The 24,290-nt window shown below is 65.6% G+C and carries 22 protein-coding genes; 12 read left to right on the plus strand and 10 right to left on the minus strand.

The genetic code is table 11. The features are described 5' to 3' along the window. Positions 1-57: 57 nt before the first annotated feature. From metF to RTI28_RS13555, 3 genes are all read left to right on the plus strand, one after another. Positions 58-903 carry a methylenetetrahydrofolate reductase [NAD(P)H] gene (metF, locus tag RTI28_RS13545; RefSeq protein WP_316920902.1) on the plus strand — a complete coding sequence of 282 codons (846 nt, stop codon included), beginning with the start codon at positions 58-60 and terminating at the stop codon, positions 901-903. A 69-nt stretch (positions 904-972) separates the two neighbouring features. Continuing rightward, positions 973-1,758, plus strand: a complete 786-nt coding sequence (locus RTI28_RS13550; protein ID WP_316920903.1) for a transporter substrate-binding domain-containing protein — start codon at positions 973-975, stop codon at positions 1,756-1,758. A gap of 222 nt (positions 1,759-1,980) precedes the next feature. Continuing rightward, positions 1,981-3,897, plus strand: a complete 1,917-nt coding sequence (locus tag RTI28_RS13555) for a DEAD/DEAH box helicase (protein WP_316920904.1) — start codon at positions 1,981-1,983, stop codon at positions 3,895-3,897. 60 nt (positions 3,898-3,957) lie between these two features. Here the strand turns inward: RTI28_RS13555 and RTI28_RS13560 are convergent, their stop codons facing one another. From RTI28_RS13560 to RTI28_RS13570, 3 genes are all read right to left on the minus strand, one after another. Beyond that, complete coding sequence (locus tag RTI28_RS13560) at positions 3,958-4,536, minus strand: YceI family protein (RefSeq protein WP_316920905.1); 579 nt, start codon at positions 4,534-4,536, stop codon at positions 3,958-3,960. A 31-nt stretch (positions 4,537-4,567) separates the two neighbouring features. Continuing rightward, on the minus strand, positions 4,568-5,119 hold the full coding sequence (locus RTI28_RS13565) for a cytochrome b (protein WP_316920906.1): 552 nt from the start codon (positions 5,117-5,119) through the stop codon (positions 4,568-4,570). Between the two features lie 401 nt (positions 5,120-5,520). Next, positions 5,521-7,281, minus strand: coding sequence for a flavin monoamine oxidase family protein (locus RTI28_RS13570; protein ID WP_316920907.1), 1,761 nt, complete (start codon positions 7,279-7,281; stop codon positions 5,521-5,523). 213 nt (positions 7,282-7,494) lie between these two features. Between RTI28_RS13570 and RTI28_RS13575 the strand changes: the two genes are divergently transcribed. Continuing rightward, positions 7,495-8,019: a hypothetical protein gene (locus RTI28_RS13575; RefSeq protein ID WP_316920908.1), complete on the plus strand. Its 525-nt coding sequence runs from the start codon at positions 7,495-7,497 to the stop codon at positions 8,017-8,019. Here RTI28_RS13575 and RTI28_RS13580 read toward each other — a convergent pair. Next, positions 7,995-8,174 carry a hypothetical protein gene (locus tag RTI28_RS13580; protein WP_316920909.1) on the minus strand — a complete coding sequence of 60 codons (180 nt, stop codon included), beginning with the start codon at positions 8,172-8,174 and terminating at the stop codon, positions 7,995-7,997. The two genes, RTI28_RS13575 and RTI28_RS13580, sit on opposite strands and share 25 nt — an antisense overlap. 232 nt (positions 8,175-8,406) lie before the next feature. On the opposite strand from RTI28_RS13580, the gene RTI28_RS13585 reads away from it, so the two are divergent. The 3 genes from RTI28_RS13585 (at position 8,407) to RTI28_RS13595 (ending at position 11,356) form a co-directional block, all read left to right on the plus strand. Beyond that, entirely contained in the window at positions 8,407-8,967 is a 561-nt protein-coding gene (locus RTI28_RS13585; RefSeq protein WP_316920910.1) for a hypothetical protein, read from the plus strand. A 116-nt stretch (positions 8,968-9,083) separates the two neighbouring features. Continuing rightward, the gene (locus RTI28_RS13590; RefSeq protein WP_316920911.1) at positions 9,084-10,490 is read left to right on the plus strand and encodes an adenosylmethionine--8-amino-7-oxononanoate transaminase; all 1,407 of its coding nucleotides are present in this window, start codon (positions 9,084-9,086) and stop codon (positions 10,488-10,490) included. Between the two features lie 146 nt (positions 10,491-10,636). After that, the gene (locus tag RTI28_RS13595) at positions 10,637-11,356 is read left to right on the plus strand and encodes a 16S rRNA (uracil(1498)-N(3))-methyltransferase (RefSeq protein ID WP_316920912.1); all 720 of its coding nucleotides are present in this window, start codon (positions 10,637-10,639) and stop codon (positions 11,354-11,356) included. Here the strand turns inward: RTI28_RS13595 and RTI28_RS13600 are convergent. The 6 genes from RTI28_RS13600 to pilG are packed head-to-tail and all read right to left on the minus strand — an operon-like array spanning position 11,353 to position 20,526. Beyond that, positions 11,353-11,808, minus strand: a complete 456-nt coding sequence (locus tag RTI28_RS13600; protein WP_316920913.1) for a chemotaxis protein CheW — start codon at positions 11,806-11,808, stop codon at positions 11,353-11,355. The two genes, RTI28_RS13595 and RTI28_RS13600, sit on opposite strands and share 4 nt — an antisense overlap. Beyond that, positions 11,801-17,089: an Hpt domain-containing protein gene (locus RTI28_RS13605; protein WP_316920914.1), complete on the minus strand. Its 5,289-nt coding sequence runs from the start codon at positions 17,087-17,089 to the stop codon at positions 11,801-11,803. Before RTI28_RS13605 ends, RTI28_RS13600 begins: the two co-directional genes overlap by 8 nt. After that, positions 17,089-19,137, minus strand: a complete 2,049-nt coding sequence (locus RTI28_RS13610; RefSeq protein ID WP_316920915.1) for a methyl-accepting chemotaxis protein — start codon at positions 19,135-19,137, stop codon at positions 17,089-17,091. Before RTI28_RS13610 ends, RTI28_RS13605 begins: the two co-directional genes overlap by 1 nt. 15 nt (positions 19,138-19,152) lie before the next feature. After that, positions 19,153-19,692, minus strand: a complete 540-nt coding sequence (locus RTI28_RS13615) for a chemotaxis protein CheW (protein ID WP_316920997.1) — start codon at positions 19,690-19,692, stop codon at positions 19,153-19,155. Between the two features lie 11 nt (positions 19,693-19,703). Continuing rightward, positions 19,704-20,069: a twitching motility response regulator PilH gene (gene pilH / locus RTI28_RS13620; protein WP_316920916.1), complete on the minus strand. Its 366-nt coding sequence runs from the start codon at positions 20,067-20,069 to the stop codon at positions 19,704-19,706. Between the two features lie 46 nt (positions 20,070-20,115). Further along, positions 20,116-20,526 carry a twitching motility response regulator PilG gene (gene pilG, locus RTI28_RS13625; RefSeq protein WP_316920917.1) on the minus strand — a complete coding sequence of 137 codons (411 nt, stop codon included), beginning with the start codon at positions 20,524-20,526 and terminating at the stop codon, positions 20,116-20,118. A gap of 190 nt (positions 20,527-20,716) precedes the next feature. Between pilG and gshB the strand changes: the two genes are divergently transcribed. The 5 genes from gshB (at position 20,717) to pyrR (ending at position 24,289) form a co-directional block, all read left to right on the plus strand. Beyond that, positions 20,717-21,670: a glutathione synthase gene (gshB, locus tag RTI28_RS13630; protein ID WP_316920918.1), complete on the plus strand. Its 954-nt coding sequence runs from the start codon at positions 20,717-20,719 to the stop codon at positions 21,668-21,670. A gap of 87 nt (positions 21,671-21,757) precedes the next feature. Beyond that, positions 21,758-22,660, plus strand: coding sequence for an energy transducer TonB (locus RTI28_RS13635; protein WP_316920919.1), 903 nt, complete (start codon positions 21,758-21,760; stop codon positions 22,658-22,660). A gap of 48 nt (positions 22,661-22,708) precedes the next feature. After that, complete coding sequence (locus RTI28_RS13640) at positions 22,709-23,278, plus strand: YqgE/AlgH family protein (RefSeq protein WP_316920920.1); 570 nt, start codon at positions 22,709-22,711, stop codon at positions 23,276-23,278. Next, on the plus strand, positions 23,278-23,709 hold the full coding sequence (gene ruvX, locus RTI28_RS13645; RefSeq protein ID WP_042120451.1) for a Holliday junction resolvase RuvX: 432 nt from the start codon (positions 23,278-23,280) through the stop codon (positions 23,707-23,709). Before RTI28_RS13640 ends, ruvX begins: the two co-directional genes overlap by 1 nt. Before the next feature lie 61 nt (positions 23,710-23,770). Further along, positions 23,771-24,289, plus strand: coding sequence for a bifunctional pyr operon transcriptional regulator/uracil phosphoribosyltransferase PyrR (gene pyrR, locus RTI28_RS13650; protein WP_316920921.1), 519 nt, complete (start codon positions 23,771-23,773; stop codon positions 24,287-24,289). Position 24,290 lies beyond the last annotated feature (1 nt).

Raw genomic sequence — 24,290 nt, forward strand, 5'->3', positions numbered from 1 at the left:
CCACGGTGCCTGCCGGCGGTTTGCGGTGTGCAATCCGACGCTGAAGGAACTTTCGAAATGACTCAGGAACGCCGTTACAGCTTCGAGTTCTTCCCGACCAAGACCGACGCTGGACATGAAAAACTGCTCGCCACCGCCCGCACCCTGGCAAGCTACAACCCGGATTTCTTCTCCTGCACCTACGGGGCCGGCGGCTCGACCCGCGACCGCACCCTGAACACCGTGCTGCAGCTGGAAAGCGAAGTGAAGATCCCCGCCGCACCGCACCTGTCCTGCGTCGGCGACAGCAAGGCCGAACTGCGCGCCCTGCTCGCCCAGTACAAGGCTGCCGGGATCAAGCGCATCGTCGCCCTGCGCGGCGACCTGCCGTCGGGCATGGGCATGGCCAGCGGTGAGCTGCGCTACGCCAACGAACTGGTGGAGTTCATCCGCCAGGAAACCGCCGACCAGTTCCACATCGAAATCGCCGCCTACCCGGAGATGCATCCGCAGGCACGCAATTTCGAGGACGATCTGGCCAACTTCGTGCGCAAGGCCAACGCCGGCGCCGACAGCGCCATCACCCAGTACTTCTTCAACGCCGAAAGCTATTTCTACTTCGTCGAACGTGTGCAGAAGCTGGGCGTGAAGATCCCGGTGGTGCCCGGCATCATGCCGATCACCAACTACAGCAAGCTGGCGCGCTTCTCCGACGCCTGCGGCGCCGAGATCCCGCGCTGGATCCGCAAGCAGCTGGAAGCCTACGGCGACGACGTCAAGAGCATCCAGGCCTTCGGCGAAGAGGTCATCACCCAGATGTGCGAACAACTGCTGCAAGGCGGCGCACCGGGCCTGCACTTCTATACCCTGAACCAGGCTGAACCGAGCCTGGCGATCTGGAACAACCTGAAGCTGCCACGCTGATCCCCGAGCGGCGATGATGCCTGTATCCTTCAGCTTCATCGCCGTCTCCGGCCTTCCGGCCCGCCCGTAATGTCCTATCTCGCCCGACTGTCGATCATTGTGCTGTTGAGCTGCATGAGCCTGCTGGCCCGTGCCGAACAGTTGCGCATCGTCACCGACCCCTGGGCGCCGTATGTCTACGAGGAAAACGGCGAACCCAAGGGGATCGACTACGAAGTCACCGCCGAGGTGTTCCGCCGGCTCGGTATCGAGGTGCGCTGGGAGTTCATGCCGTGGCGGCGCTGCCTGCTGATGCTCGAGCAGGGCCTGGCGGACGGGGTGATCGATATCTTCCAGACCAGCGAGCGCGACAGCCAGCTGTTCTACCCCAGCGAGCCGCTGTCGCACGTCGAGTTCGTGCTCTACCAGACCAACGCGCGCCCCCATGCGGTCGACGACCTGGAAGACCTGCGCGGCCTCAATGTCGGCACCTCGCCGGGCTACAACTACGGCGAGGCGTTTCTCGAATCACCGCTGTTTCGCCGCGAAGCCGCGCCGACCCAGGAAGCCAACTTCGGCAAGCTGCTGCTCGGACGCATCGACCTGCTGATCACCGACCGCCGCGTCGGCCAGTTCATGGTCAACCAGCTCGGCCTGCAGGGCCAGGTCAGCGAACTGCCACTGGTGATCAGCCGCCAGGCCCAGTACCTCGCCGTGCGCCGCAATGCCGGCATGGACCTGCTGGCCCAGCGCTTCGCCGCCGAACTGCGCCGCTTCAAGCACGAGCCGGCCTACGCCGAGTTGCAGGCGCGTTATCACGTTGTAATGCCGACCGCTACAGAAACCGTTGAGCAGCAGGAACGCAGCACTCCCTGATTGCTCTGTTATACTCGGGCCTTTCCGCCAGGCTTACGCCCGGACGCTGGCCTTGCAAAAGGCATCCCGACCGCAGGATTGCGCGCCTCCAAGGCCCGTCCGCCGCTCCCGGATGCGCGGTAAAGACCAGCAGGACCGGACGCGACAGCATCGACCCGATGCCCCTCGCGCCAGGCACGATCATCCCCATAGGGCACAGCCCCCACTAGAACAGGATTTCTCATGTCCTTTGCATCCCTCGGTCTCTCCGAGGCTCTAGTCCGCGCTATCGAGGCTGCGGGCTATACCCAGCCTACTCCGGTGCAACAGCGGGCCATTCCCGCCGTGTTGCAAGGTCGTGACCTGATGGTCGCCGCACAGACAGGTACTGGTAAAACCGGCGGTTTCGCCCTGCCGATCCTCGAACGCCTGTTTCCCGGTGGTCACCCCGACAAGTCCCAGCGCCATGGTCCGCGTCAGCCGCGCGTGCTGGTCCTGACCCCGACCCGCGAGCTGGCGGCCCAGGTGCACGACAGCTTCAAGATCTACGCCCGTGACCTGAAGTTCGTCAGCGCCTGCATCTTCGGCGGCGTCGGCATGAACCCGCAGGTCCAGGCCATGGCTCGTGGCGTCGACGTCCTGGTGGCCTGCCCCGGTCGCCTGCTCGACCTGGCCGGCCAGGGCAGCGTCGACCTCAGTCACGTCGAGATCCTGGTCCTGGACGAAGCCGACCGCATGCTCGACATGGGCTTCATCCACGATGTGAAGAAGGTCCTCGCCCGCCTCCCGGCGAAACGCCAGAACCTGCTGTTCTCGGCGACCTTCTCCAAGGACATCACCGACCTCGCCGACAAGCTCCTGCACAACCCGGAACGCATCGAAGTCACGCCGCCGAACACCACGGTCGAGCGCATCGAGCAGCGCGTGTTCCGCCTGCCGGCCAGCCACAAGCGGGCCCTGCTGGCGCACCTGATCACCGCCGGCGCGTGGGAACAGGTCCTGGTCTTCACCCGCACCAAGCATGGCGCCAACCGTCTCGCCGAGTACCTGGAAAAGCACGGCCTCACCGCCGCCGCGATCCACGGCAACAAGAGCCAGAACGCCCGCACCAAGGCCCTCGCCGACTTCAAGTCGGGTGCCGTGCGGATCATGGTCGCCACCGATATCGCCGCCCGCGGCCTGGATATCGACCAACTGCCTCACGTGGTCAACTTCGAGCTGCCCAACGTCGAAGAGGACTACGTCCACCGTATCGGCCGTACCGGTCGTGCGGGCCGCTCCGGCGAGGCCATCTCGCTGGTCGCACCGGATGAGGAAAAACTGCTCAAGAGCATCGAGCGCGTCACTCGCCAGAAGATTCCGGATGGCGACCTGATGGGCTTCGACTTCGCCGCCGTCGAGGCGGAAAAACCGGAAGTCCGCGAGCCGCGTCCGCAGAACAACCCGCGCCGTGGCCAGCGTGCCGATGGCAGCAATGCCGGTGGCCGCAAGGACAAGGGCAAGGACAAGGGCAAAGAGAAAGACGCCAGCAAGGACAAGCCGGCCGGCGAGAAAGCCGCGGAGAAATCCACCGCGGGTCGTCAGGAGCAGCGCAAGCCGCGGGACAAGAAGCCGCGTCAGCAGCAGAACGGCCAGCAGGCCGCCCCGTCGGCGCCGGTCGATCGTGATCCGGAAGAGTTCCTGGATGACGACGTCGACAACTTCGGCAACCGCGCCGACTACGTCAGCCCGTACCAGAACAAGGGCGGCCAGGGTCGCAATCGGCGTCCGGGTGCCCAGGCCGGTGCCGGCAACGCGGGCGGCCAGTCCCGTGGCAATCAGCCGCGTAACAACAACGGCGGCTCCGCCCAGCCACGTAGCGGTGGCGCGGCCAACGGCGAGAAACGTGGCGGTGCGCGCAATGGCGGCGGTAGCAACGGTGGTGGCGCTCGTGATGGCCAGCAACGTCGCGACGGCAGCAACAACCGCAACCGCCGTCCGGCCCGTGACGATCGTCAGGAGCCGGCGGTACGCAGCCCGCGTGAAGGCCAGCCACAGAACCAGCCGAAGATCATGCACAAGGAATCGAAGATCGATCGCTTCCCGTCCATGGAACAGCTGGAGCAACTGCCAAGCCGCCCACGTGGCGAGAAGCCGGCCTTGCTGACGCGCAATCGCTGAGTCTTCGCTGAAACAAAAACGCCGCCCCGAAGGGCGGCGTTTTTGTTGGCACGGCGGAAATTACTTCTGCTTCACGCCTTCCAGGGAGATGTCCAGATCGAAGGTCTGGGACGCTGGGCCCGGGCCTTTGATACCGAAATCGTTCAGGTTGACGGTGGTGGTGGCGTTGAAACCGGCACGCTCGCCGCCCCATGGATCCTTGCCTTCGCCAACGAAGGTCGCCTTGAAGGTGACTGGCTTGGTCACGCCGTGGAAGGTCAGGTCGCCGGTCACGTCGGCGGTTTTCTCGCCAGTGGACTTGACGCTGGTGGAGACGAACTTGGCGTCCGGGTATTTCTTCACGTCGAGGAAGTCGGCGCTGGCGATGTGCTTGTCACGCTCGGCGTGGTTCGACCACAGGCTGGCGGTTTTCACATCGACGCTGATCTTGCTGGCTTCAGGCTTGGCCGCATCCCAGGAGAAGGTGCCGTCGAAGTCCTTGAAGGTCCCGTGGATGAAGCTGTAGCCCAGGTGGCTGATCTTCCAGTCGACGAATGCGTGCTGGCCTTCCTTGTCGATCTTGTAGTCGGCGGCCATTGCCTGGCCAGCCGAGAGCAGAGCAGTACCCAGTGCCAGAGCGGCAAAAGTCTTTTTCAACATACTTTCGATTCCTTTGAGTGGAGGTTGAACATCAAGCCTTGCGGCCCAGCATGCGTGTCAGGGTCGCATCACGGTCGATAAAGTGGTGCTTCAGAGCGGCCAGCCCGTGCAGGACGGCGAACACCACCAGTCCCCAGGCCAGATAGAGGTGAACCAGACCTGCGATATCGGCCTGATCGGGCAGGCCGGAAATCAGTGCAGGGACTTCGAACAGGCCAAACACCGGAATCCCGGCACCGTCGGCGGTGGAAATCAGGTAGCCGGCGATCAGCACGCTGAACAGGCCGACGTAGAGCAGCAGATGCCCAAGCTTGGCGGCAACGCGGGTCAGCGGACCGTGGTTGGCCGGTGCCGGTGGCGGCGGGCTGAGGAAACGCCAGAGCACTCGCAGCAGCATCAGCGCCAGCACGGTCAGGCCGATGCCCTTGTGCAGTTCCGGCGCGGTGTGCCGCCAGGAGCTGTAGTAATCCAGGCCGACCATCCAGAGGCCCAGACCGAACAGCCCGAACACCGCCAGGGCTATACCCCAGTGCATGACGATGCTGACCAGACCGTAACGAGAAGATGAATTGCGAAGCTGCATTTACCCGTTTCCCCGTAAGAATTGCTACCAAGACTAACCGGTTATCTATCGATATAAAGCGGAAAATTTCGCTTTGAACTATCAGAAAAATAGATGTTAAGTCTGTAGGAAGGGCGTTAAGGAAACATTAACACCGGGGGAAAGGCTGCAGAGGGGGGCTTTGCGTCGCCGGGAGGCAAGGCACGGAACCGGCTGGCCCCGCGAAACGCTCCATAGGAACACGGCTTGCCCGCGAAACACCCCGTAGGAACGCGGCTTGCCCGCGAAACACCCCGTAGGAACGCGGCTTGCCCGCGAAAGGACCGCAAAGCGGTCCCAAATCGGGATTGCGTGGGATAGGGACCGCTGCGCGCTCCTTTCGCGGGCAAGCCGCGCTCCTACGAGGGCATGACGCCAGGCTGTCAGTCGGCCTTGGCCTGGCTGTCTGCCGCCGGCTTCTTGACCGGCTGAGCCTTGGCCTCGGTCTTCTTCGCCGGCGCATGGGTGGTCGCGGTTTTCTTGACTGGCGCCGGCTTGCTTTCCGCCTTTTTCACAGGCGCCGGCTTGGCGGCAGGCGCGACCTTGGCCGGTTCTTCCTTGGCCACGACAGCCGGTGCCGCTGCCGGAGCAGGTGCCGGCGCTACCGTCGTTTCCGCCGCCTTGGTCGTCTCCGCCGCCGCCGGCTTGTCATCGCCACCGAACAGGCGCGAGAAGAAGCCCGGCTTGTCGTCCTTGCCCTTGCTCGCCACTGCCGCCGCCGCGGCACCGGCCGCCGCAGCCGCTACCGCCGGCCTGGCATCGAAGGACTTGCCCGCGGCCAGGTCCTCGACCTGCCCCGCCGCACGCTTGCCACTGCGCAACGCACCTTCCAGGGTGCCCGGGTACAGCGCGTCGGTATGCTCGCCGGCGAAGGCGATGCGCTGCAGCGGACGCTCCCACAGACGCCAGTATTTGCTGATCTGCCCCGGACCATAGGCCAGGTAGGAACCGCCAGTGCCGACGTCGGTGCTGTAGCGGCGGATCTCATAGCCGGTGAACGCACCACGGGCCTGTGGATAGAACGCATGCAGACGGATCAGCACCTGGTCGACTATCTGCTTGTCGCCGAATGCCTGCATCACCCGTGCGTTGTCGCCGGACAGGTTGATCACCACATTGGCGCCACCCTTGAGCGCCGGTTCGATCCACAGCATGCCGAGGCCGGTGTTGCTGTAGATCTCGCCGGACATGCGCGCGCGGCTTTCCCACACCGGGCTCTTGAACTTCAGCATCAACTGGTCGCGCCAGCCGTAGTTGGTGCCCTTGAGCGCCGCCAGGTGCTGGCTGCCCAGGGCCGGGGTCAACTGGATCTTCGACAGCGCGCGCAACGGCACCGCCAGTACCAGGTAATCGGCCTGGTAGCCGACGCTGCCGACCTTGACCGTCACGCCGTCCTTGTCCTGGGTGATGGCGGTGACCGGCGAGCTGGTCTTGATGGTCTTCAGTTGCTTGACGAAGGCCTGGGCCAGCACCGGACTGCCGCCGGGCAGGCGCGCGGCGCGCAGGTCACGGTCGTTGACGCCGCGGTAGACCCGGGTCTGCTGGGCGAAATACAGCAGCGACAGGCGCGACGGCTCGTCGTAGCGGGTACGGATCTGCTGGTTGACCAGTTGTCGCGCGGTGGTCGGCAGTTGCAGCTTGTCCAGCCAGGCCGACACGTTCATCTGGTCGAGGGCGAACAGGGTGCTGTTGGCCGCCGGGTTTTCCGGATCGCTGATGGAGGCGGCGAGGTCGTCGAGGGTCTTCTCGTAGCGCTTCAGCGCCTCGGCGGTGGCCGGCTGTTTGGTGGTCAGGTCGGCAGCGCTGAAGTACTCGCCATCGATCAGGTAGCCCGGCGTACGCACGAACTCCGGCGCCGGCAGCGTGGTGATCTTGAAGGTATCCAGGTACTGGTTGAGCACCGGCTGCGCCTTGCTGTTGCCGATCCATTCGCTGGTGGCCAGCCCGGAGCGGCCGCCGATGCCGGACTTGGCTTCCAGCAGGGTCACCTGCCAACCCTTGTTCTGCAGTTCGTAGGCCGCGGTCAGGCCCGACAGGCCACCACCGACGACGATGGCCGTCGGAGTCTTGTTCGCTGCCATCGCTCCTGCGCTGAACAACCCGATAAATACCAGCGCGCAGCCGCGCAGCCAACCAGCAGACATGTGTCGAACTCCGGATTTCAAGGCAGGAAAAACGGGGAAGGAAATCCCCGGGAAGATGCTCTGAAGGATACGTCACGGCTGCCGGGCTCGCCAGCGCGTGGGCATGAAACACAGCGGGCACCTGATATTTCTGTCAGTAGACGGGCTTTGACATCAACGCGAAGATTATTCCCCCATCGGCACCCAATTGGTTGAACAATCTGGAGAGGGATCATGCACAAGATCGGATCGGTTTTTGTCGAGAACTTCGAAAAGTTGAGCTCCGCACCGCTGAAAACCGATGAAACGTTCAATAATCCGTCATGCGGCCTGATCATTACCTTGATCGCCCGCCCCAACACCGCCGGGACGTTGCCAAGTGGACTATCACGCGAGGAAAATGATTCCTTTCTGAATATCGGCGACCACTCGGAAGTACGTATTCAATTCAAGGACGACAGCGGCAAACCGGTCCTGGTCACCGAGGTGGGATTCCACTGGGCGACCCACCCCGACTACACCGATGAAGATGCCAAGCAGGATGCCATCGATGCCAGCGCAAAGCGCATCACCTTCGCCGAACCGGTGCGCATGGAACTGCGCCGGGAAGGCAAGGCATATGCCTGGAACAACTACACGCCGCCAAGCAAGGCCTGGACGCAGGTCGAGATGAAGAACATCGAACTGGATGAAATCCTCTTCACCACCTCACGGCGCGGCAAGGTTCACTTCGATCATTTCACCTGGAAAATCGCGTAAGCCACTCGTTTGCCCGTCTCGCGCGACACATTCGCCGCGCGAAGGTACTGGTTGAGCACCGGCTGCGCCTTGCTGTTGCCGGGGTCTTGTTCGCAGCCAGCGCTCCTGCGCTGAACAACCCGATAAATGCCAGCGCGCAGCCAACCAGCAGACATGTGTCGAACTCCGGATTTCAAGGCAGGAAAAACGGGGAAGGAAATCCCCGGGAAGATGCTCTGAAGGATACGTCACGGCTACCGGGCTCGACAGCGCATGGGCATGAAACACAGCGGGCACCTGATATTTCTGTCAGTAGACGACGTGCGCAGCGAGCGCGACGATATCCGCGCATGACGAGTCAGCGCTTCAAGTTTCCATCAGAGTGCAACTTTCCACAGGAGACCGATCATGTTCGTGATGGAAAAAGACAAGGTTCACATCGAAGACTTCGATTTCGCCGTGAATAAACATTTATTCAAACCCGGCGAACGATACGACGATCCCAAGTGCGGCGTACTGCTGACATTCATCGAACGCCCCAACACGGCCGGCACGCTGCAAAGTTGCATCGATGAAGTTGTCCTGGCCGACGGCAAAGCCAACACCCAGGGGCTGTCGCTGATCCTCGGCGATCAGTCGGAAGTGCGCATGCAGTTCAAGGATGCGAATGGCAAACCGATGCTGGTCAAGGACGTCAAGTTCGGCTGGGCCAGCCATCCCGATTACACCGCGGAAGACGCGAAACAGGACGCGATCGATTTCGAGAACAAACGCATCGTCTTCGCCGAACCGATCCGCATGGAGTTACGCCGGGAAGGCAAGGCCTATGCCTGGAGCAACTACTCGCCACCGGTCAGTTCCTTGAGCAACGTGAGCCTGGCAGGGATCGAACTGGACGAAATTCTCTTCACCACCTCCAGACGCGGGAAAGTGTGGTTCGACAACTTCAACTGGAAACCGGCCGTCTGATCGACGGCCGGCCTGTCGACCAGAGCGGCCAGGCGAACTGAAACATTGTCCTGCCCTCCGGCTTTGCTTAGGCTTGTCCGGGTTTCCCCAACCCGCGTTGCCAGGAGTACAAGCCCATGGGCCTCAACCAACAGTGGATGGACCGCGATCTCAAGGTCCTGTGGCATCCCTGCACCCAGATGAAAGACCACGAGCAACTGCCGCTGATTCCGATCAAACGCGGTGAAGGCGTCTGGCTGGAGGACTTCGAAGGCAAGCGCTACCTCGATGCGGTCAGCTCCTGGTGGGTCAATGCGTTCGGTCACGCCAATCCGCGCATCAACCAGCGCATCAAGGACCAGGTCGACCAGCTGGAGCACGTGATCCTCGCCGGCTTCAGCCACCAGCCGGTGATCGAGCTGTCCGAGCGCCTGGTCAGCATCACCCCCGAGGGACTGAACCGCTGCTTCTACGCCGACAACGGTTCGTCGTGCATCGAAGTGGCGCTGAAGATGAGCTTCCACTACTGGCTCAACAAGGGCCGCACGCAGAAGAAGCGCTTCGTCACCCTGAGCAACAGCTACCACGGCGAGACCATCGCGGCGATGTCGGTGGGCGACGTGCCGCTGTTCACCGAAACCTACAAGGCGCTGCTGCTGGACACCTTGAAGGTGCCAAGCCCGGACTGCTACCTGCGCCCCGAGGGCGTGAGCTGGGAGGCGCATTCGCGGACGATGTTCGCGGCGATGGAGCAGACCCTCGCCGAACACCACGAAAGTATCGCCGCGGTGATCGTCGAGCCGCTGATCCAGGGTGCCGGCGGCATGCGCATGTACCACCCGGTGTACCTCAAGCTGCTGCGCGAGGCCTGCGACCGCTATGAGGTGCACCTGATCCACGACGAGATCGCCGTGGGCTTCGGTCGCACCGGGACGATGTTCGCCTGCGAACAGGCCGGTATCCGCCCGGACTTCCTCTGCCTGTCCAAGGCCCTGACCGGCGGCTACCTGCCGCTGGCCGCCTGCCTGACCACCGACGAGGTGTATGGCGCCTTCTATGACGACTACCCGACCCTGCGCGCCTTCCTCCACTCGCACAGCTACACCGGCAACCCGCTGGCCTGCGCGGCAGCGCTGGCGACCCTGGACATCTTCGAGCAGGACAACGTGATCGAGGCCAACAAGGCCCTGAGCCAGCGCATGGCCAGTGCCACGGCGCACCTGGTCGACCATCCGCATGTGGCGGAGGTGCGCCAGACCGGCATGGCACTGGCCATCGAGATGGTCCAGGACAAAGCGAGCAAGACCCCCTATCCCTGGCAGGAGCGGCGCGGCCTGAAGGTCTTCGAGCACGCCCTGACCCGCGGTGCGCTGCTGCGGCCGCTGGGCAGCGTGGTGTACTTCCTGCCGCCGTATGTGATCACCCCGGAGCAGATCGACTTCCTGGCCGAAGTGGCCAGCGAGGGGATCGACATTGCCACCCGGGACAAGATCAGCATGGCGGTGCCGGCGGATTTCCATCCGGATTTCCGCGATCCGGGTTGATTGATTTCAGTGGCCTTTCTGGCCTCATCGCGGGCAACGCCCGCTCCCACAAGGACAGCGTGCACCGCAGGTTCCGTGGGAGCGGGCGTTGCCCGCGATGAGGCCCGCAAGGTCAACGCAGATACCTTTGAACAGTAGAGCCCCCAATGCGACTCTCCCGCTTTTTCATCGATGCCCCGCTGAGCCTCGGCGAGCACGACCTGCCTGAAGCCCAGGCCCACTACATTGGCCGCGTACTGCGCATGAACGCCGGCGATACCGTGCAACTGTTCGACGGCAGCGGCGAGGAATTCCTCGGCGAGCTGCTGGAAGTAGGCAAGAAGACCGTGCGCGTGCGCCTCGACCAGGCCCTCCCCGGCCAGGCCGAATCGCCCCTGCGCATCCACCTCGGCCAGGGCCTGTCCCGTGGCGAACGCATGGACTGGGCGATCCAGAAAGCCACCGAGCTGGGCGTCGACGTGATCACCCCGATCGTCAGCGAGCGCTGCGAAGTGCGCCTCAAGGACGAACGCGCCGACAAGCGCCTGGCCCACTGGCGCCAGGTGGCGATCAGCGCCTGCGAGCAATGCGGCCGCTCCAGCGTGCCGCGCATCGAGCCACCGGCCACCCTGGCCGAATGGCTGGCCGCCCGCGACGAAGCACTGAAACTGGTCCTCCACCCGGTGGCCGAGCCGCTGGTCAGCCATGAGCGCCCGGCCAGTCTGGCGTTCCTGATCGGTCCGGAAGGCGGCCTGTCAGACGCCGAGGTCGAACAGGCCAAGGCCAGCGGCTTCCATTCCGCCCGCCTCGGTCCGCGGGTACTGCGCACGGAAACCGCGCCGGTGGTGGCGCTGGCCGTGGCGCAGCAACTGTGGGGTGATTTCTAGGCTGGCAGGAGCTTCTCCAGCGCCACCAGATCCGGCACCCGGGCGACCTGCTCGCCCACCTGCACCGCCGCCAGTTCCAGTTCGCCGAGCGGTACATCGACGTAGTTGAGCTGGCTGTCCAGCTTGCAGGAGCGGGGAATACCCTGCACCAGCAGGGCGAAGAAGCTGCGCGTGGTACCGCCGAGGGCGTTGAGCACGACGATCCGCGCCCGCGCGCCGACCTGGGTCTGGCCACCGCAGGCCGCCTCGAAACTCAACAGCGGCAGGCGCTGGCCGCGCCAGTCGATCCAGCCCAGCAACCAGGCCGGATGCTCCGGCGCCGGCGCACAGTGCTGGTAGCCGATCAGCTCGGCTACCGCCACATTGGGCAGCACCAGGCTGCGGTCGCTCAGCGGCAGCAACAACCCGGTCAGGCTGCTGCGCCGGCCACTGCGGGGTGCTTGTTCAAGCATTGAATTGGCTCCAGCGGGCGATGCTCTGCAACAGCACCGATTCCTGATACGGCTTGCCCAGATAGTCGTTGACGCCGATCGCCATGGCCCGGTCGCGGTGCTTCTGCCCGGTGCGCGAAGTGATCATGATGATCGGCAGGTCGTGCAAGCACGGGTCCTGACGCACCTGGGTCGCCACCTCGAAGCCGTCCATGCGCGGCATCTCGATATCCAGCAGCAGCACGTCGGGGCGGTGTTCGGCCAGGACGGCCATGGCATCGACACCGTCCTTGGCGGTCAGCACGTTCATGCCATGGCGCTCCAGCAGGCGCCCGGTAACCTTGCGCACGGTGACCGAGTCGTCCACCACCAGCACCAGCAGCGGCCGCGCCGGACCGCTGCCAACCGGCAACAACGGCTGGTGCTCGGCGCGTCCGGCCTGCTGCGCCAGGCGCAGGTGCAGGCCGCGCAACTGCGCCAGGACATCGAGAATCAGCACCACCCGGCCATCACCGAGCAGGGTCGCACCCGCCAGGCCCTGCACCGCGGCGAACTGCGGGCCGAGGCTCTTGACCACGATTTCGCGGCTGGCCGACAGGCTGTCCACCTGCACGGCGAACTGCTGGTCATGGGCATGCACCAGCAGCACCGGCAGCGGCAGGGTCTGCCCGAGCAAGCGCGGCTGGCGCTCGCCCTGCAGCAGTTCGCCGAGGTAGCGCAATTCATAGCCGCGCCCGGCGTATTCGTAGCGCGGCGGATCGAGGCGGTAGCAGGCCTCCAGCTCCGCCGGCGGTACCCGCACCACGCCGTCGATGGCGTTCAGCGGCACGGCGTACTGTTCTTCGCCGCAATGCACCATCAGCGCGCGGTTGACCGACACGGTGAACGGCAGGCGGATCAGGAAGCGCGCGCCCTTGCCCGCCACCGAACTGATGACCATCGAACCGCCCAGTTGCTTGACCTCTTCATGGACCACGTCCATGCCCAGGCCGCGTCCGGAAATCTGGGTGATCTTCTCGGCGGTGGAGAAGCCTGGCTGGAGGATGAACTGCATCACCTCGTGGTCGCTGAGCTCGCTGCGCGGGTCCAGCAGGCCGCGCTTGATCGCCTTGTTGCGCACGGCCTCCAGCGGCACCCCGGCGCCGTCGTCGAACATCTCGATGACGATGTCGGCGCCTTCGTGGAGCAGGTTCAGGGCAATCATGCCCTGCTCCGGCTTGCCCGCCGCCAGGCGTGCCTCGCGGCTTTCCAGGCCATGGTCGACGGCATTGCGCAGCATGTGCTCCAGCGGGGCCACCATGCGTTCGAGAACGCTGCGGTCCATCTCGCCTTCGGCGTTGCCCACCACCAGCTCGACCTGCTTGCCCAGCTCGCTGGCGGTCTGCCGCACCACGCGCTGCAGACGCGGCACCAGGCGCTCGAACGGCACCATGCGGGTGCGCATCAGGCCTTCCTGCAACTCGCTGTTGACCCGCGCCTGCTGCGACAACAGGCTTTGCGCCATCTGGTTGCGCGTGGTCAGGGTTTCCTTCAGGTCGAGCAGGTCGGACGCCGACTCGGAGAGCGCCCGCGACAGTTGCTGGAGCTGCGAGTGGCGGTCCATCTCCAGCGGGTCGAAATCTTCGTAGGCATCGCCGTCGATCTGCAGCCGGCTGAGCAGGCTGCCCTGGGTCTCGGTGTCGAGACGGCGCAACTGATCGCGCATGCGCTCCAGGGTGGTTTCCATCTCGTTGAGGGCGACCTGCGCGTCGTTGATCTGCTGCTCCAGGCGCCCGCGCAGGATCGAGGTTTCCGCGGCCTGGTTGCCCAGGTCGTCGAGCAGCTCGGCATTCACCTTGACCATGTCCAGAGCCGCCCGCTCCGGGGCCGGCGCCGGTGCCTCGGCGGGCGCGGCCTCGTTGCCCGGGGCGCTGGCAGCGCTGTCGCTGAGGGCGGCGCTGCTGAAGTTGCGGATGTAGTCGATCAGCGCGGTGGCCGCATGCAGCGGTTGCTGCAGGCGCACCGCGTCGAGCATGTGGGCGAGGCGGTCATGGCAGTTCTGCAGCAGGCTGAACAGCGCCGCGCTGGGCTGCAGTTGCCCGGCGGCGAGGTGTTCGTAGAGGAATTCCAGCTCGTGGGCGAGGTCGCCGATCGGGGCGATTTCCACCATGCGCGCGCCGCCCTTGAGGGTGTGCAGGTCACGCAGCAGGTTTTCCACCTCGACCGTGTTGCGCGGCTCGGCCTGCCAGCGGGTCAGCGCGGCGGCGGCACTCTCGACGATGTCCACGCCCTCTTCGAGGAACACCTCCAGCAGTTCCTTGTCGCCTTCCTGGGCTGGCTGTTCGGCCTTGCCGGCAGTGCCGGCCGGCTGCGCGTGATGGCGAAACTCGCGCAGCGCGGCGAGGGTTTCCACCACCGACTCCAGGGGTTGCGCCTGGCTCAGTTGCGCCAGCAGCCTGGCCAGCAGCGCGTGACTGGCGCGCAGCAGGCTGAGCAGTTCCAGGGTCGGGCTGTAGCGGCGGTCCACCAGGCCTTCGTAGAGCAGCTCCAGTTCATGGGCGAGCACATCCAGCGCCCCGATGCCGGCCATTCGCGCACCGCCCTTGAGGGTATGCAGGTCGCGCTGCAGCGAAGACAGCGCGGAGGCGTTGTCCGCATCGTCGAGCCAGCGCTTGAGGGCCTGGTCGGCGCTGTCCAGCACATCGATGGCTTCTTCGAGGAAGAGCGCCACCAGTTCATGATCGCTGTCCTGCTCAGCCAGGTCGCGGGTAACGTCGGTCAGTTCGCTGATGCGCGAGGTACCGTCGGCCTGCCTGCGCACCAGTCCCATGGCGCCCGGGTCGAGGCCCTGCTCGAGCAGTTCGCGCAGCCCGTGCAGGCGTTCCGGGCACGGCTCGACCTCCTGGCCGGCGGCAATCTGGTCGAGCATGTTGATCAACGCTTCGTGCGCCGCCTGCGCCTCCTCGAAGAAGCGCGCATCGGCGCCCAGGCTGCTCTCCTCCACCGCGCCGTAGAGGTCCAGCAGCGCTTCGCACAGTTCGTCCACCTGCCACAGGTTGGCCAGGTGCGCGCTCTGCCCGAGGGTGGTCAGTTCGTCCAGCAGGGCATTGAGCTCCTGGCGCTCGCCAGGGTGCTCCTGCCAGCGCAGCAGCAGCGACTCGGCATCGAGCAGGATGTCCATGCCCTGTTCGAGGAAGCTGGCGATCAGCTGCGGATCGCGCTTGATCCGCAGGCTCTGGTCCGGGGATTCGAGCAGCGCCTTGAGCCGCGCGCCGACGACCTGGTCGACCTGCTCGATGAGGATGTCTGCGCCCTTGATCGGCGCCAGCGGCGTGCTTTCAAGCTGCTCCAGGCCGCGGCGCAGCAAGGGCTCGGCGGTCTGCAGCAGATAGATTTCGTCGAGGTCGAAACCGACCTGGTGCGCCTTGAACTCGCGGGCCAGCAGATCGAGGGCGCCGGCCAGCTCGGCGATCGGCGTGACCCCGGCCATGGCCGCGCTGCCCTTGAGGGTGTGCAGGGCCCGCTGCAGGTCGTCGCTGACCGGCGCCGGCAGGTACAACTCGGCGCTTTCGAGAAACACATCGAGACTGGCCAGGTGGGTCTGTGCCTCGTTGCGGAAGATCTCCAGCAGTTGCGGGTCGATGGCTTCGGCGTGGTCCTCGGCGCCCATGCCATCGTTCATCGCCAGGGCGTGCAGATGACTGGCCAGGTGCTCGACATGGGCATGGGCATGCACTTCGCCGGTGGCGAACTCGGCGACCAGCGGTGGCATCAGGGTCATGGCCTGGCCGATGGCCTTGAGCACCACTTCGCTGCCGCCGACGCGGCCTTCAAGCATGCGGTTGAGCAGGTGCTCGCCGGCCCAGGCCAGTTCGGCCAGGACCAGCGCGCGGACCATGCGGCCACTGCCCTTGAGCGTGTGGAAGCCCCGCCGCAGCTCGATCAGCGCCTCGCGCGGATAGCCTTCGCCGCGCCAGCGCTGCCAGTCCTGGTCGAGCTGTTGCAGGACTTCCTCGGCCTCTTCGAGAAACACTTCGCGCAGCTCGTCGTCCACCGGTTCCGGCGCGGCGATGGTCAGCGGCGCCAGTTGCACCGGCCGCGCCAGCACCGGGAAGCCCAGGTCGCTCAGGGCCCGCCGGGCACGGGCGAGCAAGGCTTCGACATCGGCCTGCAGATCGATGCTCAGGGCCTGCAGGTAGCACTCCAGGCTGCTGATGACATCCGCCAGGTGCTCCAGCTCGACACTGCCGGGCAGGCTTTCGGCCTGCAGCACATGGGCCTGCAGGTAATCGGTGCAGCGCTGCACCACCGCCGCCGGCTGCGGCAGCATCAGCATGGCCAGGGCGCCGCGAATCTGTCCGAGCAGGTCCGGCAAGGGTTGCAGGCGCTGGCGCTCCCAGCCGGCTTCGAGGCAATCGGCGATCAGGTCGCGGGCCTGCAGCAGCACGCCGTGCGCCTCATCCAGCACCAGTTGGCGAATCTCGCCGATATCGGTACCGGTCGGCGGGTTGTGCTGCGGCGACTCCATGGCACCGACCATCCCGCTCAGGCTCGCCTCGGCATACTGCAAGGCGCCAGACACATCGAGCAGCGCCGGCAGCTCGCTGGCGCGCTGGCCGCTGACCATGCCCTGCAGGGCCGCCACCTGGTCGAGGATGACCCGCCGCGGCTGGTTGAAACCGAGCACGGCGAGGGTGTCGCAGAGCTGCCGCAGCGGCGCCAGCAGCGGCTCCAGTTCTTCCGTCTGGCGCGACTCGCCACGGACGAAGCGGTCGATGCGCTCCTTGATACGCAACAGGTCCTCGCTGATCGCCGCCACCACCGAGCGCATCGCGTCACGGCCGGGCATGTCCGGCAGATGCCCCTGCAAGGCATCCAGCGACAGGCCGAACGCCTCCCCCGTGGCAACGCCCAGCGCGCTTTCACCCAGCGCCTCGGCACCGCGCGCGGCGCGCAACTGGTTGAGCAGCGGCAAGGCCAGCACCGGCAGGTCGCGCCGCGCGCCGCGCAGGCGCTCCAGGTACAGCGGCAACTGGCTCAGCGCGCGGAACAGCGCACCCTGGCTTTCGCCGTTGGCCGCGCCCTGGCCGTCAGCCAGGGCCCGGGCCAGGGCTTCCATTTCCTCGGCGAGCAGCGCGGCACCGTTGAGCTCCAGCATCAGCAGGCAGCCCCGTACCTGATGCACGGGCTCGATGAAACCCGCCAGGCCGTTGCCGGCGCCATCGACGAACTGCTCCAGGGCCTGGCGCGCCTGAGCGAGATTGTCCTCGATCGCCTCCCTGACCCAGGCCAGGGCGACGAAATCCTGTCGCTCGGCCGCCATCAGCGTGACTCCGCGGTGCTGGGCAGGGTGAAGCCCGAGACCGAGCGGCGCATCTCGCTGGCCATGCGCGCCAGGTTGCCGATGCTCTCGGCGGTGGCGGTGGAGCCGGACGAGGTTTGCGAGGTGATCTGCTGGATGATCGCCATGGTGTGGGAAATCTGCCCGGCCGCCGAGGTCTGCAGCTGCGCTGCGTCGGAGATGCTCAGGATCAGCTCGGCGAGGGTCTGCGAAACCCCTTCGATCTCCTCCAGGGCCACCCCGGCGTCCTGCGCCAGGCGCGCCCCGCGCACCACTTCGGCGGTGGTCTGCTCCATGGAGATCACCGCTTCGTTGGTGTCCACCTGAATCGCCCGCACCAGCGCCTCGATCTGCCGCGTCGCCGAGGACGAGCGTTCGGCCAGGCGCTGCACTTCGTCGGCGACCACGGCGAACCCGCGCCCGGCCTCGCCGGCCATCGACGCCTGGATCGCCGCGTTGAGGGCGAGGATGTTGGTCTGGTCGGCAATATCGTCGATCAGGTTGACAATGTCGCCGATCTCCTGGGAAGACTCACCCAGCCGTTTGATCCGCTTGGCGGTGTCCTGGATCTGCTCGCGGATGTTGTCCATGCCGTGGATGGTGTTGTGCACCACCTCGTTGCCCTTGTTGGCGATGGCCACCGAACGCTCGGCCACCTTGGCGGACTCGTAGGCGTGGCTGGAGACCCGATCGATAGACTCGGCCATGTCGCCCACCGCCATCGAGGCATCGGCGATCTGCTGGGCCTGATGCTCGGAGGCCTTGGCCAGCTGGTGCGCGGTGTTCTGCGTATCCTGCACGGCGGCGGCGACTTGCTCGGCGCTGAGGTTGATGGTCGCCACCAGGTCGCGCAGCTGGTCGATGGAGTAGTTGATCGAGTCGGCGATCGCCCCGGTGAAGTCCTCGGTGACCGAGGCGGTGACGGTCAGGTCGCCGTCGGCGAGGTCTTCGATCTCGTCGAGCAGGCGCATGATCGCCTGCTGGTTGCGTTCGTTCTTCTGTGCGGTTTCGCTGAGCTGGCGATGGGTCTCGCGGACCATCACCAGGCCGATGAGGATAATCGAGGCCAACGCCAACAGGCCCAGCACGTAGCCGCCGACGGTGTCGAGGGTGCGGCCGCTGGCCAGGTTCTCGAAGCCGTTGGCCAGGCGCGAGGCTTCGTCGAGCAGGGTCTGCGACAGGCTGAAGATGTTGCCCGCGGCTTCGCGCACGCGGAACAGCTCCGACGAGGTTTCCAGGATCTCGTCCACGGAGCCTGAGACGAACTGGAACAGCTCGGCGATCTCGCCGAGACGGGCACGGGCGTCGGGGTCTTCGACGCGGCTGATCTGCAGGCCCGGATCACCGCCGAGCATGCCGGCCAGCACCTGGCCGAAACGGCTGGCGTCGCGGCCGAAGGCGTCGGCGGCCTGCACCGAGGTGTCGTCGCCGGCCAGCACGGTGTTGACCGAGCCGAGGATGCGCTCGGCCAGCAGCGCCTGGCGCTGGGCCACGGCCACCTGGTTGGCCGGGGCGCCGCTCTGCAGCAGGATCTCCACGACCTTTTCGTACTCGACCTGCAGTTGCGGCACGGTCTCGGCCAGGGTCGCGGCGACCTGGTGCAGGGACAGCACGGTCTGTTCGCTGGCGAGGATCACGTCGGTGTTCTTGCGCAGGGTTTCCCAGTCGCGCTGCACCGCGTCCATCTCGCCGCGTACCGTCACCGGCGCCGAAGGCAGGCCGGTGCTCGGGTCGCCCTTCTTCAGGTAGCCCCAGCGCTGCTCGAAATCGTTGCGCGCCTCGCTCAGCAGGCGAAACGCCACGGTCTTGCCGGAAGCCGCCTCGGTGGCGTTCTTGGCAATGCGCTGGGACAGCACGCGCAACTCGCCCGCATGGCCGATGTACTGCTTGTCGTGGTTGGCCTGGGTGTTCAGGTAGGCGAAGTTGGCGAACAGCAGGATGATCGAGAGGATCAGCACCACGAACAACGCGGCGATCTGCGCGCTGCTGCGCGAACCTTTGACTGAACTGGCGGACTTGAGCTGGCTCACGGGTCTGGCGTTCCTTTACAGCGCGACATCGAGAAAGCCCGGGGCCTGGGCCAGGGCGAACGGACTGAAGATTCCCCAGCAATGCTCACGCTGGAAATGCCCCTGGATAAACGGCGCGGCGCTGCCGAGCAGCGGCGCGGGTGGCGACAGTTCCAGGCCATCGAGGGCGAAATGCTGCAGGCCGAGCACTTCGTCCACCAGCAGACCGGTGAGCAGCTCGTCGTGATCGACCACCAGCACCCGCCGCTGCTTGCGCGCCAGGCACGGCTCCAGACCGAGAAAACCGCTGAGGTCGGTCACCGGCAGCAACTGGCCGCGCAGGTTGCTGACCCCGGCGACCCACGGCTTGCCCCCCGGAATCCGGGTCAGGCGTGGCGCAGTGAGGACTTCGGCGACCTCACCCATGGGCGCGACGAAACAGTACTCGCCGAGGCGAAAGCCGATGCCGCTCCAGGTCTGCAGGCGGGTTTCCTGCAAGGGCAGGTCGGCGGCCAGCAGGCGGCAGCGCCGGTCGATGTCCAGCAACAGCTCGAATGCGGTCAGCGACTCGCCCATGGCGCCGCGGGTCAAGCCTTGAGAACGTCGTTGAGGACCCGGATCAGGGCATCTTCATCCACCGGCTTGACCAGGTAGCTCTTGGCGCCCTGGCGGGTGCCCCAGACCTTGTCGGTCTCCTGGTCCTTGGTGGTGACGATGATCACCGGGATGTCCTTGGTCGCCTGGTCCTTGTTCAGCTGGCGGGTGGCCTGGAAACCGTTCATGCCGGGCATGACGATGTCCATCAGCACGGCATCGGGCTTCTCCTGGGCGGCCAGGGCCACGCCGTCGGCGCCATTGTTCGCCTTGAGCACCTGGTGCCCGTGTTTTTCGAGCATTCCGGTGAGCTTGTACATTTCGGTCGGCGAGTCGTCGACGATGAGAATTCGGGCCATGCTGTTCCCCATGAAAGGAAAGACGCCAGCGCGCGGGGCGCTGGCGTCAGGGTGCGTGTTGTTCTTCTGCGGTGAAACCCGGCACGTGGACACGGATCGCTTCCAGCAGTTCTTCCTTGCTGAACGGTTTGGTCAGGAACTGATCGCAACCGACGATCCGTCCGCGGGCCTTGTCGAACAGGCCGTCGCGGGACGACAACATGATCACCGGAGTGTCCTTGAACGCCGTGTTGTGCTTGATCAGGGCGCAGGTCTGGTAACCGTCCAGCCGCGGCATCAGGACGTCGACGAAGATGATGCCGGGACGGTGGTCGACGATCTTGGCCAGGGCATCGAAACCATCGATGGCCGTGATGACCTCGCACCCCGCTTCGCTCAGAAGCATCTCGGCGGTGCGGCGAATCGTCTTGGAATCGTCGATCACCATCACTTTCAATGCCGCGTCGGGCTGAACCATATTCGCTCTACCATTACTGTCGGATCGCGCCATGCCGGCCACCTGCCACGCATTTTTAGCACACTCACAGGGTGCATTCCATCGAGTCACCCCGGGGTTTTCCGCTTGACCGCCAGCGCCGCGGGCGCCACCCTGAGCCACTTTTCATTCGAACCACCGCGGCCCCGCGCCGCCGAGAGGATTTACCCCCATGAGTGTTCGCCTCGGCATTGTCATGGACCCCATCGCGTCCATCTCCTACAAGAAGGACAGCTCGCTGGCCATGCTGCTGGCCGCCCAGGAGCGTGGCTGGACGCTGTTCTACATGGAACAGAAGGACCTTTACCTGGGGGCCGGCCAGGCCCGCGCGCGGATGCGCCCGCTGAAAGTCTTCGCCAACCCGGAGCGCTGGTTCGAGCTGGAGGCCGAGCAGGACAGCCCGCTGGCCGAGCTGGACGTGATCCTGATGCGCAAGGACCCGCCCTTCGACCTCGAGTTCGTCTACAGCACCTACCTGCTGGAGCAGGCCGAGGCCGAAGGCGTGCTGGTGGTCAACCGCCCGCAGAGCCTGCGCGACTGCAACGAGAAGCTGTTCGCCACGCGCTTCCCGCAGTGCATGGCGCCGACCCTGGTCAGCCGCCGTGCCGACATCCTGCGTGAATTCGCCACCACCCACGGCGACGTGATCCTCAAGCCGCTGGACGGCATGGGCGGCGCCTCGGTGTTCCGTCACCGTCCGGGCGACCCCAACCTCTCGGTGATCCTCGAAACCCTGACCCAGCACGGTCACCAGCAGATCATGGCGCAGGCCTTCCTGCCGGAGATCAAGGACGGCGACAAGCGCATCCTGATGATCGACGGCGAGCCGGTGCCTTACTGCCTGGCACGCATCCCGGCCAGCGGCGAGACCCGCGGCAACCTGGCCGCCGGCGGTCGCGGCGAAGCCCGCCCGCTGACCGAACGCGACCGCTGGATCGCCGCCCAGGTCGGCCCGAGCCTGCGCGAGAAGGGCCTGCTGTTCGTCGGCCTCGACGTGATCGGCGACTACCTCACCGAAATCAACGTCACCAGCCCGACCTGCATCCGCGAGATCGATGCGGCCTACAACACCCACATCGGCGGGCAGTTGATGGACGCCATCGATCGCCAGCTGAAGGCCCGCTGACCGACGACAAGAGGAAACGCCGCGGAGTGGGTTATCATGCCGGTCCTTTGCCACCTGGCTCCCCGCTCCGCCGGTTGTTGACCCTAGATGACGCTTCCCGCCGATCTCCCCGCCGACTTTGCCCCGCCCCGCATTCGCGCGGCGGACCGCCTGGGCTTTACCCTGTTCGTGGCGGCGCTGCTGCACTTGGCGCTGATCCTCGGTGTGAGCTTCAGCTTCGCCAAGCCGGAAGAAATCCGCCGCACCATGGAAATCACCCTGGCCACCTTCAAGAGCGAAGTGGCGCCGAAAAAGGCTGATTTCCTCGCCCAGGAGAACCAGCAGGGCAGCGGCACCCTGGACAAGGCGGAAGTGCCCAAGACCACCGAAGTGGCGCCGTTCCAGGACAGCAAGGTGAACAAGGTCACGCCACCGCCGGTCTCGCGCCAGGAAGACGTGCCTCCGCCGCCGGCCAAGGCCGCGGTCACCACGGTCACGCCAAAGCCGCAGAAAGTGCAGCCCGCACCCAAGGAAGCCAAGCCACAGCAGGCGCCCAAGGCGCAGACGCCGGACTTCGACAGCTCGCAACTGTCCAGCCAGATCGCCAGCCTCGAAGCCGAACTGGCCAACGAACAACAGCTCTACGCCAAGCGCCCGCGTATCCACCGCCTCAGTGCCGCCTCGACCATGCGCGACAAGGGCGCCTGGTACAAGGACGAATGGCGCAAGAAGGTCGAGCGCATCGGCAACCTCAATTACCCCGACGAAGCCCGACGCCAGCAGATCTACGGCAGCCTGCGGCTGATGGTCTCGATCAACCGCGACGGCTCGCTGTACGAGGTGCTGGTACTGGAATCGTCCGGCCAGCCGCTGCTGGACCAGGCGGCGCAGCGCATCGTGCGCCTGGCGGCGCCCTTCGCGCCGTTCACCGGCGACCTGTCGGACATCGACCGGCTGGAAATCATCCGGACCTGGCGCTTCGCCCGCGGCGACCGCCTGTCGAGCAATTAGCGACACCCCGGCTTGTCAGCCCGGTCCCTCGCCGCCACACTACTAGGCATGAAAAACTTCAGCCCGAGTTACCTCAAGCATCAGTTCCTGATCGCCATGCCGCACATGGCGGACCCGAATTTTGCCCAGACCCTGACCTACATCGTCGAGCACAACGCCAACGGTGCCATGGGCCTGGTGATCAACCGTCCGCAGGAGCTGAACCTGGCCGACATCCTCGAGCAGTTGCGCCCCGAGGAAGAACCGTCGCCCTCCAGCCTGAACGTGCCGATCTACATCGGCGGGCCGGTGCAGACCGATCGCGGCTTCGTCCTGCACAGCGATGACAAGTCCTACCAGGCCACCATCCAGCTCGATGGCCTGGCGCTGTCCACCTCGCAGGACGTGCTGTTCGCCATCGCCAACGGCAGCGGCCCGCGCAACAGCCTGATCACCCTCGGCTACGCCGGCTGGGAAGCCGGGCAGCTGGAGGCCGAACTGGCCGACAACGCCTGGCTGAACTGCCCGTTCGACGCGGAAATCCTCTTCGGCATGGCCACCGAGCTGCGCCTCGATGCCGCCGCCGCCCGCTTGGGCATCAACCTGCACCTGCTGACCAGCCAGGCGGGGCACGCCTGATGGCCGAGCTTCGTCTGCTGCTGGGTTTCGACTACGGCAGCAAGCAGATCGGGGTCGCCGTCGGCCAGGTCATCACCGGCCAGGCCCGCGAGTTGTGCACCCTGAAGGCGCAGAACGGCGTGCCGGACTGGAGCCAGATCGAAAAACTGATCAAGGAGTGGCAACCCGACGCCCTGGTGGTCGGCCTGCCGCTGAACATGGACGGCACCCCCAGTGAAATGAGCGAGCGCGCCGAAAAGTTCGCCCGCCGCCTGAACGGCCGCTTCAACCTGCCGGTACACACCCACGACGAACGCCTGACCACCTTCGAGGCCAAGGGCGAGCGCATGGCCCGTGGCGGCCAGCGCGGCAGTTATCGCGACAACCCGGTCGATGCCATCGCCGCCGCCCTGCTCCTGCAAGGCTGGCTGGAGGCCAATACCGCGTCGTAACCCCCGAATCATTGGTTTCCAGTCGGGCCAGCCCACTGCCCCGGCCTCTTGAGGAGCAAGCATGAGCCTACCCAATCCCGCCGAACTGATCCGGCAGATGGCCGTCGACCTTCGCGCCCATCTGAGCCGTCGCAACATCGCCGAGCCGCGTTTCATCGGTATCCGTACCGGTGGCGTCTGGGTGGCCCAGGCGCTGCTCGACGAACTGGGCAACACCGCCGCCCTGGGCACCCTCGACGTGTCCTTCTACCGCGACGACTTCAGCCAGAACGGCCTACACCCGCAGGTGCGCCCCTCGGAGCTGCCGTTCGAGATCGAAGGCCAGCACCTGGTGCTGGTGGACGACGTGCTGATGAGCGGCCGGACCATTCGCGCTGCGCTCAACGAACTGTTCGACTATGGCCGTCCGGCCAGCGTGACCCTGGTCTGCCTGCTCGACCTGGATGCCGGGGAGCTACCGATCCGCCCCAACGTGGTCGGTGCCACCCTGTCGCTGGCCCCCCATGAACGGGTAAAATTGCTCGGCCCCGCGCCGCTCGTCCTCGAGCGCCAGGACCTCGCCTCCGCTTCCGCCCTTTAAG

Source organism: Pseudomonas sp. zfem002, from assembly GCF_032621685.1.
In the GTDB taxonomy this organism is placed as follows: Bacteria; Pseudomonadota; Gammaproteobacteria; order Pseudomonadales; family Pseudomonadaceae; genus Aquipseudomonas; species Aquipseudomonas japonica.